Origin of the sequence: Streptomyces sp. Root1304, from assembly GCF_001426405.1 — a bacterium.
Lineage (GTDB): Bacteria > Actinomycetota > Actinomycetes > Streptomycetales > Streptomycetaceae > Streptomyces.
Genome location: NZ_LMEP01000023.1, coordinates 1 through 14,510, shown reverse-complemented (window position 1 = coordinate 14,510; position 14,510 = coordinate 1). Strand labels below are relative to the sequence as shown.

13 protein-coding genes and 2 pseudogenes are annotated in these 14,510 nt (G+C 74.9%); 7 read left to right on the top strand and 8 right to left on the bottom strand.

The window, feature by feature from the left end:
* Positions 1 to 6: 6 nt before the first annotated feature.
* Positions 7 to 1,257 carry a Tm-1-like ATP-binding domain-containing protein gene (locus tag ASD33_RS22295; protein WP_056563309.1) on the bottom strand — a complete coding sequence of 417 codons (1,251 nt, stop codon included), beginning with the start codon at positions 1,255 to 1,257 and terminating at the stop codon, positions 7 to 9.
* Between the two features lie 135 nt (positions 1,258 to 1,392).
* On the opposite strand from ASD33_RS22295, the gene ASD33_RS22290 reads away from it, so the two are divergent.
* Complete coding sequence (locus ASD33_RS22290) at positions 1,393 to 2,895, top strand: PLP-dependent aminotransferase family protein (RefSeq protein ID WP_199863578.1); 1,503 nt, start codon at positions 1,393 to 1,395, stop codon at positions 2,893 to 2,895.
* A 55-nt stretch (positions 2,896 to 2,950) separates the two neighbouring features.
* On the opposite strand, the gene ASD33_RS22285 is transcribed toward ASD33_RS22290, so the two are convergent.
* Positions 2,951 to 3,385 carry a DUF2000 domain-containing protein gene (locus ASD33_RS22285; RefSeq protein WP_056563303.1) on the bottom strand — a complete coding sequence of 145 codons (435 nt, stop codon included), beginning with the start codon at positions 3,383 to 3,385 and terminating at the stop codon, positions 2,951 to 2,953.
* A gap of 49 nt (positions 3,386 to 3,434) precedes the next feature.
* Between ASD33_RS22285 and ASD33_RS22280 the strand changes: the two are divergent.
* Positions 3,435 to 4,217: pseudogene (locus ASD33_RS22280) on the top strand (AraC family ligand binding domain-containing protein); the annotation flags it as partial.
* 193 nt (positions 4,218 to 4,410) lie between these two features.
* Positions 4,411 to 4,941, top strand: a complete 531-nt coding sequence (locus ASD33_RS22275) for a carboxymuconolactone decarboxylase family protein (RefSeq protein WP_056563299.1) — start codon at positions 4,411 to 4,413, stop codon at positions 4,939 to 4,941.
* A gap of 73 nt (positions 4,942 to 5,014) precedes the next feature.
* On the opposite strand, the gene ASD33_RS22270 is transcribed toward ASD33_RS22275, so the two are convergent.
* Both ASD33_RS22270 and ASD33_RS22265 read right to left on the bottom strand, forming a co-directional pair.
* Positions 5,015 to 5,398 carry a metalloregulator ArsR/SmtB family transcription factor gene (locus tag ASD33_RS22270; protein ID WP_056563296.1) on the bottom strand — a complete coding sequence of 128 codons (384 nt, stop codon included), beginning with the start codon at positions 5,396 to 5,398 and terminating at the stop codon, positions 5,015 to 5,017.
* A gap of 103 nt (positions 5,399 to 5,501) precedes the next feature.
* Positions 5,502 to 5,888 (bottom strand): hypothetical protein, encoded by a 387-nt coding sequence (locus ASD33_RS22265; protein ID WP_056563293.1) that lies wholly within the window; start codon positions 5,886 to 5,888, stop codon positions 5,502 to 5,504.
* A gap of 343 nt (positions 5,889 to 6,231) precedes the next feature.
* Between ASD33_RS22265 and ASD33_RS22260 the strand changes: the two genes are divergently transcribed.
* Positions 6,232 to 7,971 (top strand): hypothetical protein, encoded by a 1,740-nt coding sequence (locus tag ASD33_RS22260; protein WP_056563290.1) that lies wholly within the window; start codon positions 6,232 to 6,234, stop codon positions 7,969 to 7,971.
* Between the two features lie 55 nt (positions 7,972 to 8,026).
* On the opposite strand, the gene ASD33_RS22255 is transcribed toward ASD33_RS22260, so the two are convergent.
* Positions 8,027 to 10,564 (bottom strand): NB-ARC domain-containing protein, encoded by a 2,538-nt coding sequence (locus tag ASD33_RS22255; RefSeq protein ID WP_242427214.1) that lies wholly within the window; start codon positions 10,562 to 10,564, stop codon positions 8,027 to 8,029.
* A 206-nt stretch (positions 10,565 to 10,770) separates the two neighbouring features.
* Positions 10,771 to 11,373: an isochorismatase family protein gene (locus ASD33_RS22250; RefSeq protein ID WP_056563287.1), complete on the bottom strand. Its 603-nt coding sequence runs from the start codon at positions 11,371 to 11,373 to the stop codon at positions 10,771 to 10,773.
* A gap of 191 nt (positions 11,374 to 11,564) precedes the next feature.
* On the opposite strand from ASD33_RS22250, the gene ASD33_RS22245 reads away from it, so the two are divergent.
* On the top strand, positions 11,565 to 12,236 hold the full coding sequence (locus ASD33_RS22245) for a class I SAM-dependent methyltransferase (RefSeq protein WP_056563284.1): 672 nt from the start codon (positions 11,565 to 11,567) through the stop codon (positions 12,234 to 12,236).
* A 101-nt stretch (positions 12,237 to 12,337) separates the two neighbouring features.
* Positions 12,338 to 13,108 (top strand): hypothetical protein, encoded by a 771-nt coding sequence (locus tag ASD33_RS22240; protein ID WP_056563281.1) that lies wholly within the window; start codon positions 12,338 to 12,340, stop codon positions 13,106 to 13,108.
* On the opposite strand, the gene ASD33_RS22235 is transcribed toward ASD33_RS22240, so the two are convergent.
* Positions 13,096 to 13,524: a hypothetical protein gene (locus tag ASD33_RS22235; RefSeq protein ID WP_056563277.1), complete on the bottom strand. Its 429-nt coding sequence runs from the start codon at positions 13,522 to 13,524 to the stop codon at positions 13,096 to 13,098. The two genes, ASD33_RS22240 and ASD33_RS22235, sit on opposite strands and share 13 nt — an antisense overlap.
* A 143-nt stretch (positions 13,525 to 13,667) precedes the next feature.
* Here ASD33_RS22235 and ASD33_RS22230 point away from each other — a divergent pair, with 143 nt between their 5' ends.
* Positions 13,668 to 14,096 (top strand): VOC family protein, encoded by a 429-nt coding sequence (locus tag ASD33_RS22230; RefSeq protein ID WP_056563273.1) that lies wholly within the window; start codon positions 13,668 to 13,670, stop codon positions 14,094 to 14,096.
* Positions 14,097 to 14,104: 8 nt separating this feature from the next.
* On the opposite strand, the pseudogene ASD33_RS35945 reads toward ASD33_RS22230, so the two are convergent.
* Positions 14,105 to 14,510: pseudogene (locus tag ASD33_RS35945) on the bottom strand (transposase); the annotation flags it as partial.

Here is a 14,510-nt window from a genome sequence, read left to right as displayed (position 1 = left end):
TCCCGGTCAGCGGGCGGCGACGCGCGCGCGCTCGCTGATCAGCTGGTGCAGGCGGTCGGCCATGGCGACCGCGAACGAGGGGTCGTTGACGTGGGCGTCGAGTTCGTGGACGCGGACCTCGCCGCCCCGGACGGCGGCGCGCACGGCCTCCAGGCCGGCCCGGTCGGCCTCCGGGTCCGCGAACGGACCGTCGGCCACGTCCACGGCGGAGACGCCGCGCAGGGGCCAGAAGACCTCGGCCGGGCCGCGTGCGGCGCGGAGCTTGCGGCCCATGACGGTGCCGAGTTCGGCCATCTCGTCCACGGTGGTGCGCATCAGGGTCACGGTCGCGTTGTGGACGAGCAGCCGCCGCTCCGCGAACCGCTCGGGCACGGTCGCGGCCGGTCCGAAGTTGACCATGTCGAGGGCTCCGGGGGCGACGACCTGCGGGATGCCGACCGCGCCCGCCGCGGTCAGCCGTGACGGGCCCGCGCTGAGGACGCCGCCGACGAGTTCGTCGGCGAGTTCGGTGGTGGTGAGGTCGAGGACGCCGTCGAGCATGCCGTCCCTGGCGAGCTTCTCGACGGCCCGGCCGCCCGCGCCGGTGGCGTGGAAGACGAGGACCTCGTAGCCGAGTTCGGCGAGCCGGGCGCGTGCCACGTCGACGGCCGGGGTCGTCACGCCGAACATGGTGGCCGCGACGACCGGCCGCCCCCGGCCCGCGGGCTCGTCGTGGTTGCGCTCGTAGCGGCGGGCCATCCCGGCGGCCGCGGCGGCGGCGTTGCCGAGGACCTGGCAGGAGACGGAGTTGAGGCCGGAGATGTCGACGACGCTGTACATCAGGGTGAGGTCGCTGCTGTCGACGTACGGGGAGACGTCGCCGCCGGCCATGGTGCTGACGAGCACCTTCGGTACGCCGATGGGCAGGGCGCGCATGGCCTGGGCGGCGATGGCGGAGCCGCCGCTGCCCGCGGCGGCGAGCACGGCGTGGAGCCGGCCCTTGCGGTAGAGGTCGACGACGACCCGGGTGAGGCCCTGGGCCATGGCGGCCACGGCCGCGCCGCGGTCGCCGGCCGCCCGCAGGACGGCCAGGTCGTGGCCCCCGGCGCGCGCGACGACGTCGGCGGAGACGTCCGCCACCGGCGCGTGGGCGGGCGGCGGCATGATCCCGGTGTCGACGAGGAGGACGTCGCTGCCGTACTCCCTGAGCCGCTCGCGCAGCCAGGCGTACTCCTCGCCCTTGGTGTCCAGTGTGCCGACCAGCACGACGGTCGCCATGCCCTCACCCTTCTCCGGTCCCGCCTCCCGGGCCCGTGACCCGGTCCCGCCGATGTCGATCCTCCGTCGTGTGACCTGCGGCGACAACGACCAGTCGGGCCGGATTGGCCTGCGTCGTGGCGCACTATGGGTGCCATGGCCAGGATTGCTTCGACCCGTTTGTCCCGACTGCTCACCGGCTGGTCGTCGGAGGGGCCAGGACCGCTGCCGCGCCGGCTCGCGGACGCCCTGCGCGAGCTGGCCGGGCGCGGCGACGTGGCGGGCGGCAGCATCCTGCCCTCCCAGCGCGAACTGGCCCTGGTGCTGGGCGTGAGCCGGTCCACGGTGACGGCCGCCTACGGGCTCCTGGAGAGCGAGGGATGGCTGGAGAGCGTGCGGGGCAGCGGTTCCCGGCTGCGGGGTTCGGGGGCGCTCGACGGGTACGTGACCGAGGGGCGGCTCGTGAGTTTCGACGCCCGCTCGCGGGCCGGCGGCACCGCCGACCTGTCCAGCGGCGCGCTGCCGGGACTCGGCGCGGTGGGCGAGGCCGTGGGCGCCCTCAGCGGCGAGGACCTCGGCTCGCTGCTCGGGGACGACGGCTACCACCCGTACGGGATCCCGGCCCTGCGGGAGGGCATCGCCGCGTACTACCGGGCGGCGGGGGTCCCGACGGAGGCGGCCCAGATCCTGGTGACCTCGGGTTCGCAGCAGGCCGTGTGGCTGGTGGCGCAGGCGCTGGTCGAGCCGGGCGACACGGTGGTCGTGGAGAACCCCACCTACCGGGGTGCCCTGGAGGCGCTGCGCGCGCGTGGCGCCCGCCTCGTCCCGGTGGGCGGGGACGGCCCGGGCGGAGGCCCGGCCGGGGCCGATCCGGCGGCGCTGCGGCGGCTGTGCGCCCACGGCCGGCCCAGGCTCGTGTACCTCCAGCCGACGGTGCACAACCCGACGGGCCGGAGCCTGGACGGTGCGGCGCGCAGGGAGTGGCAGCGGGTCCTGACGGACCTGGAGCTGTTCACGGTCGAGGACACCGCGTGCGCCGAACTCGCCCTGGGGGACGAGGGGAACGGGACAAAGGAGAGCGACGGCGGGAACGGGGACGCCGGTCCGGGAGCGGGTTTCCGGGACGACGCCGCTCCGGTGCCGCTCGTCGCCGAGCTGCCGATGGGGTCGACGGTGGCCGTCGGCACCCTGTCGAAGCTCTTCTGGGGCGGTCTGCGGGTGGGCTGGGTCCGGTCCTCGCCGCAGGTGGTGTCCCGGCTGGCGAAGATCAAGACCTCGGTGGACCTGTCCTGTTCGGTCGTGGACCAGCTCGTCGCCGTACGCCTGCTGGACCGGCTTCCGGAGGCACGTGCGCGGCGCCGGGCCGAACTGCGGGGGCAGCGGGACGCGGCGGAGGCGCTGCTGCGGGCGACGGCGCCGCACTGGGAGTGGACCCGGCCGGCGGGCGGTCCCGCCCTCTGGGTGCGGATCCCCGGCGCCGACACGGAGGCCCTCGCCCAGCTGGCGCGGCGTCACGGCGTATCGGTGGTGCCGGGGTCGGCCTTCTCGCCGGTGGACGGCTTCCGGGACAGACTCCGCCTGCCGTACGCGCACGGGACGGACGCCCTGGCGTCCGCGATCCCCACCCTCCTGGAGTGCGCAGCCCGCACGGTCGGCTGACGCATCCGTGGTCGGCCGGTGGGCGCGCGTGCGGCCGGGGACCCCCTACGGGGTGTCAGGGGTGCATCCGGGCGCCCTTGATCACCTTGTCGACGGCGTTGCGCGGCCCGTACACCGCGAGCCCGGCCAGATCGAGGTCCGCCGTGCCCACGGCCCGTACGGCGGCCCGGTTGTCCCGGTCGTCGCCGGTGCCGAAGAGGTCGGTCGTGAAGACCGCCCTCGGGAGGGACCGGGCGAGGACGCGCGCGTGCGCCGCCGTCAGGGTCTCCTCGGTCCCCTCGAAGACCAGGACGGGCTGCCGGAGCACCGGCAGGTAGGGGGTGTCGTCGGCGTCGGCGTACGGTTCGCCGATCACCTCGGGCAGTACGGTTCCGAGGCCGCTGACCAGGAACGCGGTCACGTTCAGCCGCTGCCAGGTCTCCAGGTCCTCGCGCAGCAGGACGGCGATCTTGGTGTCGAAGCGCACGGGCGCGTGGTCGGTGGTCGTCATGCCCCGAGACTGCCGACCGCCCCGCCACGCCGTCTTGTACATTCCTTGCATGGTGGCCCGGCAGGAGGTTTCCGCGTGGCGCCCCCGCGTCCCCGGAGTCGTGGAGGTCTTCCACGCCCACTTCACCGAGCACGCCTACCCGATGCACGTCCACGACGTGTGGACGCTGCTCATCGTCGACGACGGCGCCGTGCGCTACGACCTCGACCGGCGCGAGCACGGCACCCCTGCCGGCACGGTGTCCCTGCTGCCGCCGCACGTGCCGCACAACGGTTCGCCCGCCACCTCCCACGGCTTCCGCAAGCGGGTCCTGTACCTGGACCTGACACAGCTGGACGAGAGCCTCGTCGGCACCGCCGTGGACGGCCCCGATCTCGTCGATCCGCTGCTGCGCCGCCGGATCGGGCAGTTGCACGCGGCGCTCGCGTCCCCCGGCGACGCGTTCGAGGCGCAGAGCCGCCTCGCCCTCGTCCGTGAGCGGCTGCGCACCCATCTGCGTCCCGGGAACGCCGCACGCGCGCGTACGGCCGCGCCCGGGTTGGCCCACGCCTTGCGCGAGCTCCTCGACGAACGGCTGCTCCAGGGCGTGACCCTGGACGAGGCGGCCGGGCTGCTGCACGCCCATCCCACGCACCTGGTACGGGCGTTCAGCCGCGCCTTCGGCATCGCCCCGCACCAGTACCTGACGTCCCGCCGGCTCGACCGGGCCCGCCGTCTGCTGCTCGACGGGGTACCGCCCGGCGAGGTGGCGGCGGCGACCGGTTTCTACGACCAGTCGCACCTGAACCGCTCGTTCCGACGGCTCGTGGGCACGACGCCGGGGCGGTTCGCGGCCGGGGGGCCCACCGCAGGGCGCACCTTCCGGGCGGGCGCCGAGTCGCCCCTGCCGATCACCGGCCACGCGCCGGAGGCCGTACGGGACGAGGACAGGACCTCGGCACTCGTCCTCATTCCCGGGAACCTCTCCCACCCCTCGTGGCGTTATACCCCCGTAGGGTATACAGAGGGCATCCGGAGGAGGCTTCATGTCCACGAGAAGACTGACCGCGCTCACCCCCGACCAGGCGCCGGGCCGGGCCGGTGAGCTGCTGGCCGACATCGTCGAACGACACGGCTCGGTCGGCGAGATGGTGTCGACGATGGCGCACTCACCCGCGCTGCTCGACGGCTATCTCAGCCTGTCCCGGGCCATGAAGCGGGTGAAGATCCCGCGCGCCCTGAGCGAGAAGCTGTCGCTCGCCGTCCAGGAGTGGATCGGCTGCGGCACCTGCCGCGAGGCGCACCGTGCCGCCGGCCGGGCGGCGGGGCTCACCGAGACGGACATCGAGCTGGCCCGCCAGGGCACGTCGACCGACCCCCGCGAGGCCGCGCTGATCGGCCTCGCGCTCCGCGTCCTCGCCGAGCCGGGCGCGCTGGGCGACGAGGACGTGGCGGAGGTACGGGCCCACGGCTGGAGCGACCGGGTGATCGCGGAGGTCGTCGGCGTGGTCACCCTGAACCTCCTGACGGGCGCGTTCAACCTGCTCGCGGGCATCCAGCCGGATGCGGAGGAGTGAGGGCCCGGCGGGCGACCCGGCGGGCCTTCGACGGCGGTGGCCGTCGCCGGCCCCGGCGACCCTCGCCTCGCCGTCAGGGAAGGACGACGGGCTCACCCTCGGGAGCCGCCTCCCGGGCCGTACGGGCCCGCGGCACGGCCCGCAGGTCGGCAAGCAGTTCGGCCTGGCCCGCCAGGACGCCCGAGAGGATCGTGCGGGCGGTCCACAGCAGTTCGGCCACCTGGGGGGTCGTCAGGACGTAGTACACGGCCGTGCCCTCACGACGGGCGACGACCAGGTTCGCCCGCCGCAGCACCGCCAACTGCTGGGAGAGGTACGCCGGTTCGACTCCGGTGTCGCGCAGCATCTCCGCGACGCCGTGTTCACGCTCGCTCAACAGCTCCAGGACGCGGATGCGCACGGGATGCCCCAGCGTCTTGAAGAACTCCGCCTTCAGTTGGTAGAGCGGCGCGCTCATCCCGTCCACCCCGCGCGTCGCGTCGACCCAGCACTCTGCACCATGCCCCCCATCCTCGCGCGTACGGGGACCGGGGACGTACCGGACGGCGACTTCCGGACGTTCAGGCGCTCGGCCACGCGTCGCTGCGCCACTCCCGCTGCTCCGCACCGGCGTCGCGGTGGGCGGCGAGTGCGGCGGCCAGGTCGCGGTGGACCTGGACGGCGGGGCCGTCACCGGCGGGCACGAGGGAGCCGTCGGCCGGGATCGCGGCCAGTTCGAGGACCCGGCCCGCGGCCCGGAGCCGTACGGCCGCGTCGACGACGGCGAGCTGCCCGCCGACCGACCAGCCGCGCAGCCGGGTCAGGTCGAGCACGACCGGCCCGGTGCCGCGTGCGACCGCCCACCCCACGGCCCCGGTGAAGCGCCCCACGGCGTCGGCTCCGAGGAAACCGGCCAGGGACAGCACACCCAGGTCCTGCTGGACGGTGTAACGCCATTCGATGGTCATGTACGTCGTCGTCCCTCTCGTGCGGGCTCACAGCGGAAGCACGGAGGGCCCGGTCATCGGTTGGCCGGAACAGGATCCCATTTATTTGCAGAAAGATGCAATTCGCTGATCACGCAGATTACGGCCGGGCGCTCGGGCGGTGCGAACGGATAGGGTGTCCGTCGGCCCGGGACCGGGCCGCGGCACCGTTGCCTTCTCCAAGGAATTGAGGTACCCGGACGATGGCCGCGAGCCGCGAGCCGCGAGCCGCGAGCCGCGAGCCGCGAGCCGCGAGCCGCGAGCCGCGAGCCGCGAGCCGCGAGCCGCGCAACGGGTGAGCGGGGCGTACGTTGGCGGGGTGGCCATGCACGCTGAACGGCCCCTCCGCGTTCCCGTCGGGCCGGACGCCGAGCGGTGGCGGACCTTCCCCGGCGAGCGGACCCTCGTCGTCGCCGCGCGCACCGTCGTCTCCACCACCCGGGTCCTGGAGTGCCTCCCCGCCGTCCTCCGCGACGACACCCGGGTGAGCGTCGTCTTCGCGTACGACCCCACCTCCGCCTTCAACGACGGCGTCCTCGACCTGCTGCACGACTCCGGCTGCCGCGTGATGCCGTGGACGCAGCTCCGTGACCTCTCCCCGGACCTCGTCCTGACCGCGAGCGAGAACATCGACGTCCCCGAGGGCGCGTACCCCGTCCTCGTCCTCCCCCACGGCATCGGCTTCCAGAAGTACGTGCCGGACTCGCGCGCCGACCGGGTCCGGCTCTCCGGGCTGGTGCCCGACGCGCTTCTGGCGGCGGGCCGCGCCTGGCTGGCGACCTCCCATCCGGACCAGCGCACACAACTGCTCGCCGCGCACCCCGAGGCGGCCGGGCGGACGCTGCTCCTGGGCGACCCGTGCTTCGACGAGCTGACGGCCAGCGCGCCGCTGCGGCCCGCCTACCGTGCGGCGCTCGGCGTCGGCGCCGGGCAGCGTCTCGTGGTGGTCAGTTCGACGTGGGGACCGACCTCGCTGCTCGGCGAGGCGCCCGGCCTCCCGGCGCGGCTGCTCGGCGCGCTCCCGTACGACGACTACCGGGTGGCGGCCGTCGTCCACCCCAACGTGTGGGCGGCGCACGGCTCCTGGCAGCTCCGCCGCCACCTCGCCGCCGCACTGGACGCGGGACTGCTGCTGGTCCCGCCGGTGCACGCGTGGCGCTCCGTGCTCCTCGCCTCGGACCTCGTGGTCGGGGACCACGGCTCGGTGACCCTCTACGGCGCGGCGCTCGGCCGGCCGGTGCTGCTCTCGGCGTTCGGGAGCGACTCCGTGCCCGGTACGGCGGCGGAGGTGCTGGGCCGGCACGCGCCGCGGCTCGACCCGGGGCGGGAGCTGCGCGGACAGGTGGAGGCCGCGTTCGAGCCGGCGGCGCGGGCGGGGTACGCGGACGTGGCGGACCGGGCGTTCAGCGAACCGGGGCGGGCGCTCGGCAGGCTGCGTACGGCCCTGTACGACCTCCTGCGCCTGCCGGAGCCGTCCTCCGGGCCGCCTCCGGTGCGGGCCCTGGCCCCGGTCGGGGTACCGGCGGAGCCCGTCACGTCCTGGCGGGTACGCGCGCGCGTGGGCCGGGATGCCGGACCGTCGGCCGTGGTGGTCCGGGTGGAACGCTTCCCGTCCGCCGCGACGGAGGGCGTGCCGGACGCGGAGTCCCCCGCCGGCGGGCTGTTCTCGCTTCTCGCGTGCACGGACGCGGAACGGGACCTGGGCATCGCGGAGAGCGCGTCGGTGGTCCTGGGCGCGGCGCCGGCCGTGACCGCGACGGCCGCGCTCGGCTGGATCGGCGAGACGCTCGCCGCCCGTCCCGGCTGCCTCGCGGCGGCTGCCTCGCTCGCCGCGGGCGGCCATCTGGTGGGGCTGCGCGACGGCCGGATCATCGAGGTGACCGGGGGCGGCTCCTTCCCCGGCCCGTGCCTTCCGGCGACGGCGGTCTACGCGTGCCTGCGCGCCGGGCTCCCCCTGGAGGGCCCGGTCTCACTGCGGGGCGGACAGGCGCACGACGGCGTCGGCTCGAGGGACGTGGTCCTGCGCACCGCCACCGCACCGGGCGAGGTCCCGGATCCCGGCTGAGCGAAGACCTCGGCCCAGCCTCCGCCCCCCGCACCCGGTCACACCGTTCCCGTCCTCACTCCGCTCCGAGGGCCCTCAGGCGCTCCCGCAGGACCGGAGCCAGGGGGCTGCCGCCCGCCTCGTGGATGCCCGCCGCCCGGGTCAGCCAGTCCGGGACCTCCGCCGTGCGCAGGCCCGTGCGTTCCGCGAGGTCCGCCAGGGCCACCAGTGCCTGCGCCTCGTAGTGCGTGGCGTGCTCCGCGGCGAGGGTGGTGGCGGCGTCCTCCAGGTCGCGCATCGCCGCCCCGGTGTCGCCGAGGTGGTCGTGGACGATGCCGAGCGCGGCGGTGGCGCGGGCGGCCATGCGCCGGTCCCTGCAGTCGGTCAGCAGCCGGTGGGCGGTGCGCAGGGTCTCCAGGGCGGTCGCGGGCTCGCCCGCCGCGTCCTGGGCGCAGCCGAGGAAGTACGTGGCGATGGCCGCGCCGCGCGCCTCCCCCGCCCGGGTGTTGAGCTCCAGGGAGGCCCGGTACGAGGCGATGGCGCGAGCCGGATCGTGCCGGTCCCAGTACCGGCCGTCGAACTCGCGCACCGACGCGCTGAGCACGGCGTGCCCGGCGACCTCGGCGCAGGCGAGGGCCCGGTCCAGGGCGGCGCGTGCCCGGTCGTCCTCGCCCAGGTCGAGCAGCGGCCGGGAGAGCAGGCTGCGCAGCCGGGCCTCGGCCGCCGGTGCCACGGCCGAGGAGGCGGCCGCGGCTCCCAGTTCGAGCGATTCCCGCCAGGGGCCCAGGGCCCGCTGGTGGAGGAAGAGCACGCTGAACGCCTCGGCCAGCTGCCATACGGGGGTGTCGAGGCCGCCCGTGGCGGCGCCGGCGCGCAGCACGGCAAGGAGGTCCGCGCTGCGGCTCTCCAGCCAGCCGAGCGGTGCGGGTCCGCCGGGCGCCGCGAAGGGGTCCCGTACCCCGTCCAGGAGTACGTCGAGGTCGGCGACACGCAGCCGGTCGGCGCGGACGGCCCGGTCGGCGAGCGCCGTCAGGACGAGGAAGTGGGTGAGGACACGGGCGACGAGGGCGGACTCACCGTCGGCGGGCTCCTCGGCCTCGGCGCACGCGCGCGCGTGGAGGCGGACGAGGTCGTGCATGCGGTAGCGGCCGTCGGCGGTCCGTTCGAGCAGCCCGTCGGCGGCGAGCCTGCCGAGGAGCGGGGCGGTCTCGGCGGGTGTGGCGCCGAGCGCGGCGGCGGACGCGTCGACGTCGTGGGTGCGGCACGGGTGCCAGCCGAGGCAGCGGTAGAGGCGGGCCGCTCCGGGCGGCAGCAGGCGGTACGTCGGGTTGAGGACGGCGGACATCGAGTGGTCTCCTCCCAGCGGTCCCAGCGACAGGGCGTCGAGCCTGCGGGTCTCGTCCGCGAGTTCCCCGGCCAGGGCGGCCGTGGTGAGCGAGGGGTCGGTCAGGAGGCGGGCGGCGGCGATCCGCAGGGCGACGGGCAGACCGCCGCAGAGCGCGACGAGGTGCTCGGCGGCGGCCGGGTCGGCGGCGACGGTGTCCGCTCCGCAGCGTTCGGCGAGCAGCCGCAGGGCGCCGTCCCGGTCGAGCGGGCGGAGGGCGAGGACCCGGGCCCCGTCGAGGACGAGTTCGCCGAGCGGCGACTGGCTGGTGACGAGCACGGCGCTGCCGGGGCCCTTGGGGACGAGGGGACGGACCTGCGCGGGCTCGCCGACGTCGTCGAGGACGACGAGGAGCCGCCGGTCGGCGGTGCGGGAGCGGAAGAGCGCGGCGCGTTCCTGGAGCGATCCCGGCATGTAGGTGTCGGTGACGCCGAGGCCGCGCAGGCACATGGCGACGGCCTCGGAGACGTCGCCGCCGGTCTGTCCGCGCAGGGCGGCGAAGTCCACGTACAGCTGGCCGTCGGGGTACTGGTCCCGGACGGTGGTGGCCCAGTGCCAGGCGGTCGCCGTCTTGCCGACGCCGGGCAGTCCGTGGAGCACGCCGATGCCGACGGGGGCGGTCGCGGTCCGGGCCGGGCCGGTCGTGGCCTCCGCCGCCGCGCCGGCCGTGCCGGTGCGCGCGGCCGGCGGGCCGAACCACCGGTCCAGCTCGGAGAGGTCGGCGGTGCGGTTGACGAACGCGGCCGTCAGGGCGGGTACCTGGTCGGGACGCGGACCGGACGGGGCGGGGCCCGCGGCGGGGTCCTGATGCTGGTGCACGGTGACGTTGATATCGCCGTGGATCCGCGAACCCTGGAAGGCCGGGCCGTGGTTCACCCCGCCGAAGTGGTACGCGGTGGCGGCCGGGGGCCCGAAGGCGGCGACGAGTTCCTGGAGTTCGGCCACCGCGGCGGGGTCGTCGCGGAGCACCTGGAGGAGCCGTTCGCTCCAGTGCGCCTCGATGGCGAGGGCGGCGGTCTCGTCCCCGGCGGCCCGCGCGGCCGCCACCTCGCGACCGGCGGCCTCCAGTTCACCGGCGGCGTCACCGCCGGGCCGCTCGCCCTCCGCGCCTCCGCCCCGGCGGCGGAACAGACGCCAGTCGCGCGCCTTGGCCTGTTCCCAGACGTCCGAGACGACGAGCCCGAACACGGTCGTCACCCCCGCCATGGCAAGCGCCGCCAGCTCTTCCACCGCTCCCCCATCCTGTCGCGCGTCACCTCGCGCCGGGGCGTCGACGGGACGCCCCGGGACCACCGTAGAGAGATCGGCGAGGCTTTGAACAGCCCGCTCGCCGTCGCGCCGGGGCGTCCGGTGGCGCGTTCCGCTCGCCGGGCGCCGGGACGCCCTTCCCGGTCCGGCTCCTCCGGCTTCCCGGTCCTGCTCCTCCGCCCGCCGGCTCAGTCCGTAGCGGGAGCCGTGAACGTCACGTCGGCGGTCGCCGCGGTGACCTCCGCGTCGCTCCCCAGGGCGTAGGCCGCGACGCGGGAGACGACGGCCGCGGGGATCGCCTCGCTGATCCCGGGCGCCGCCGGAACGTCCTGGGTGGCGTGGGCGTCGTGCGGCACGACGACCCGGTAGCCGCGCGCGAGGGCGGTACGGGCGGTCGCCTGGACGCACATCTCGGACATCACGCCGCAGACGGCGAGCGCTCGTACCCCCGCGCCGGTGAGGACGTCGCCCAGCGGGGTCGCGTGGAAGCCGTCGTCGCGCGGCTTGCGGATCACCGTCTCGCGGGGGCCGGGCACGACGGGGTGGTGCAGTTCCCAGCCCGGCGTGTGGGGTTCGTCCTCCGCGCCGGGGGGACCGTCGTTCTGGAGGTGGACGACGAGCGCGCCGGCCGCGCGGGCGCGGCCGATCAGATCGGTCGTGCGGTCGACGAGGCGGGCGGCGGCGGGTACGGCTCCGGCGCCGGTGGTGAAGGCCGACTGGACGTCCACGACGATCAGGGCGTCGACGGGCGGGACGGACGGAGGGGCGGGCGGCGGCGCGTACGAGGTCATCCGGTCATCATCAGTCCCTCCGTCCCCGGCCGCCACGGGGTTTCGCCCACCGGACGGGCTGACACGCCAAGTGTGCCCCTGTTGACTGGAGTTGGCGTTGTCGCTCGTGAACAGGTCCGCCGTCCGCGAGCACGGTCACCGGGCCGTACGCCCTCTGATCACGCGCCCGATCCTCCCGCTAGGGTCTCGGGGTGACCGAACTCGACCCCCTGCGCGCCACCAGCGAGGCCTACGACGCCATCGCCTCCGTCTACGCCGAGATGTTCCACGACCCGCTCCGCGACCGGCCGCTGGAGCGCGCCCTCCTCGGCGCGTTCGCGGAGCTGGTACGGACGAACGGCGACGGCGACCGGGACAGGGACGGCGGCGGTGCGGTCGCGGACCTCGGCTGCGGCCCAGGTGACATCACGGCGCACCTCCACGGGCTGGGCCTGGACGTCTTCGGAGTCGACGCCTCCCCCGTGATGGTCGGGCTCGCACGCGAAGCCCACCCGGAGATCCGGTTCGAGGTCGGCTCGATGGCGGCGCTGGACATCGAGGACGGCGCCCTCGACGGGGTGCTCTCACGGTGGTCGCTCATCCACACCCCGCCGCAGGACGTGCCGGCGGTCCTGGCCGAGTTCGCCCGGGTACTGGCGCCGGGCGGCCATCTGCTGATCGCGTTCCCGGCCACGGACGGCCCCGCCGACGAGACGCGGTCCTACGACCACACGGTGGCGACGGCCTACCGCTGGTGGCCCGAGCACCTCGCCGCGCTCCTCCGCGCACACGGTCTGAACGAGTCGGCACGCCTCCGGTTCGAGCCGCAGCCCACGGACCGCCGCCAGTTCCACGAGATCCAGCTCCTCGCCCGCAAGGCGTAGCGGGAGCAGGAACCGCTCGTCCCCGCCGCCCGTCCTGTCCACCGGGGTCGCGACCGGCCCCGGCGTCCCGCGCTCTTCACCACCGAGGTCCGAGGAGATCCATGGCCGACACCGTCAGCTCACTGGCCGCCCGTATGCACGACCTGCTGGTGACGCTCCTGACCGAGGGTCCCGGCGCGGTGGGAGACGCGGGCCTCCACGACATCGTCACGCGCGCCGCGGCGCTCGGCCCCGACGGCGCCTGGCTCGCCGCCGGGGGCCACGCGAGCCTGGGCGAACTGGCCTGTCTGCGCGGGCAGACGGACCTCGCCGTGCTGCACTTCGACGCCGCCGTGGCGGCCGGGTACAACGACTGCGTGGCGCTCCACGTCGACCCCCTCCGTCCGCTGCACGCCGATCCCCGCTTCCGGGCGCTGTACCAGCGGATGCGCATCACCGCCGCCGACCTCGACGAACTCTTCTGGCTGCACCAGGAGATGCGGCGGATGGCCCAGGACGCCCAGGACGCGGCCGTCGACAACATCGGCCGCCTCGACCGCGGGGTGTCGCTGCTTCCCCAGGCACCCCTGCCGACCCGCGAACCGCACACCCCCGGCGTCCTGATGACCCGTATCGATCTCGCCGCGGTGCAGACCGCGCTCCGGCGGGCCGCCGTGAAGCTGGACTTCGAGCGCAGCGCCGGCAACACCAGCCTCGAACTCATCGACGGCTCGTGGGACGACGTTCGCGCGCTGCGCGACGCCCGGGACGCCGACGCGTGGGAGTCCCGGCGCCGGCGCGCGGCCGAGGACCGGGCCTTCGTCGAACGGCCCGGCGCCGGCGCCGCGCTCGTCCCCTGCCCGCCACTGGGCTCGATCGCCTACCCGGGCTGACCGGCGGTGGACACCCCCGCGCCCTCGCAGGCGGGCCTGCGAGGGCGCGGGCAGGCCCTCGTCAGCGCGTCCTCGTCGAGGCCGTCGAGCACGAAACCGTTCGCGAAGCGCACCCGGTACGCGATCCCTGTGCCCGCTCCGGCGTCATACGCTCCGTGCCGGGCGAGCTGCTCACGGATCTGCTCGACCAGTCCGGTCCCGTAGCCGTGGAACCTGCCGTCGCGGACCTGCTTCTCGAAGGCCGCGATGTCGTCCTGGAACATGCCGCCGCGTGCCTTCGCAGAGCCCGCGACCACACCGTCCAGGCCCTCGGCCAGGAACAGCGGACCGGGGGCGCCGGCCCCGGCGGCCATGCCGCTCGCGGTGATCTGCACGTCCCGGGTCAACTTCACCTTGGCGCCCGTCTCGTACGGCACGGATGTACCCCCCTCGTTCGATCCTGGTCGTGACCCCGGCAAGGGTAGCCACAAGGCCACGGCCGGAGGGGGCTTCCGGGGAGCATCGCCGGCGTCCCGGAAAGGGAACGGCCGGTTCCCAAATCCCTTGGTACGGTGGCCCGATGTCCGCGATCAGAACGTTCCAGGTCACCTTCGACTGCGCGGAGCCGGAGCGTCTCGCCCGCTTCTGGTGCGAGGTGCTGGGGTACGTCGTACCGCCGCCGCCCGAGGGCCATGCCACGTGGGACGACTACAGGCGTGCGCAGCCGCCGGAGCGGCGCGACGCCTGGTTCGCCTGTACGGATCCCTCGGGTGTGGGCCCGCGGCTGTACTTCCAGCGCGTCCCCGAGGGGAAGGCCGCCAAGAACCGGCTGCACCTCGACGTGCGGGTCGGCACCGGGCTCGTGGGTGAGGAGCGCCTGGCCGCGCTCGAGGCCGAATGCGCACGGCTGGTCCCGCTCGGCGCGGTCCACGTACGGACGCTGTACGACGGCGAGGACTCGTGCATTCCGATGCTGGACATCGAGGGCAACGAGTTCTGCGTCGACTAGCTTGATCTTTAACCTGTGCGGCGGGGTCGTGGGGTGGTCGACTTCTTGTTCCGGGACGTGGTGGTGTCGGTTTTGCGGACTGTGTGGACGTCGTGTCGTGGGGTGGGCCGGGTGTTCTTGCGGCCTGGTGGCCTGCCTGGTCCGGGGCGGGTGGGTTTCGGTGCCTCGGCCGGGCAGACGACCTTGGGGCGGATGTGCCGAAAGTCGCGGCGGACACGTGCCGGGGTCAGCCTGTCTGAGGAAACGGGCCTTTCCCAAGGGCGACGCCGGTCGGCTGCGAGTGGTCGGGCCAGTCGCAGTTGGGTGTAGGCGGCGAGGATCAGCCAGGTCCAACGGTCGGCCGCCTCGGGGGTGCGGATCTTCGGGCGGGTCCAGCCGAGGGTCTGCTTGAACAGGCGGAAGGTGTGCTCGATG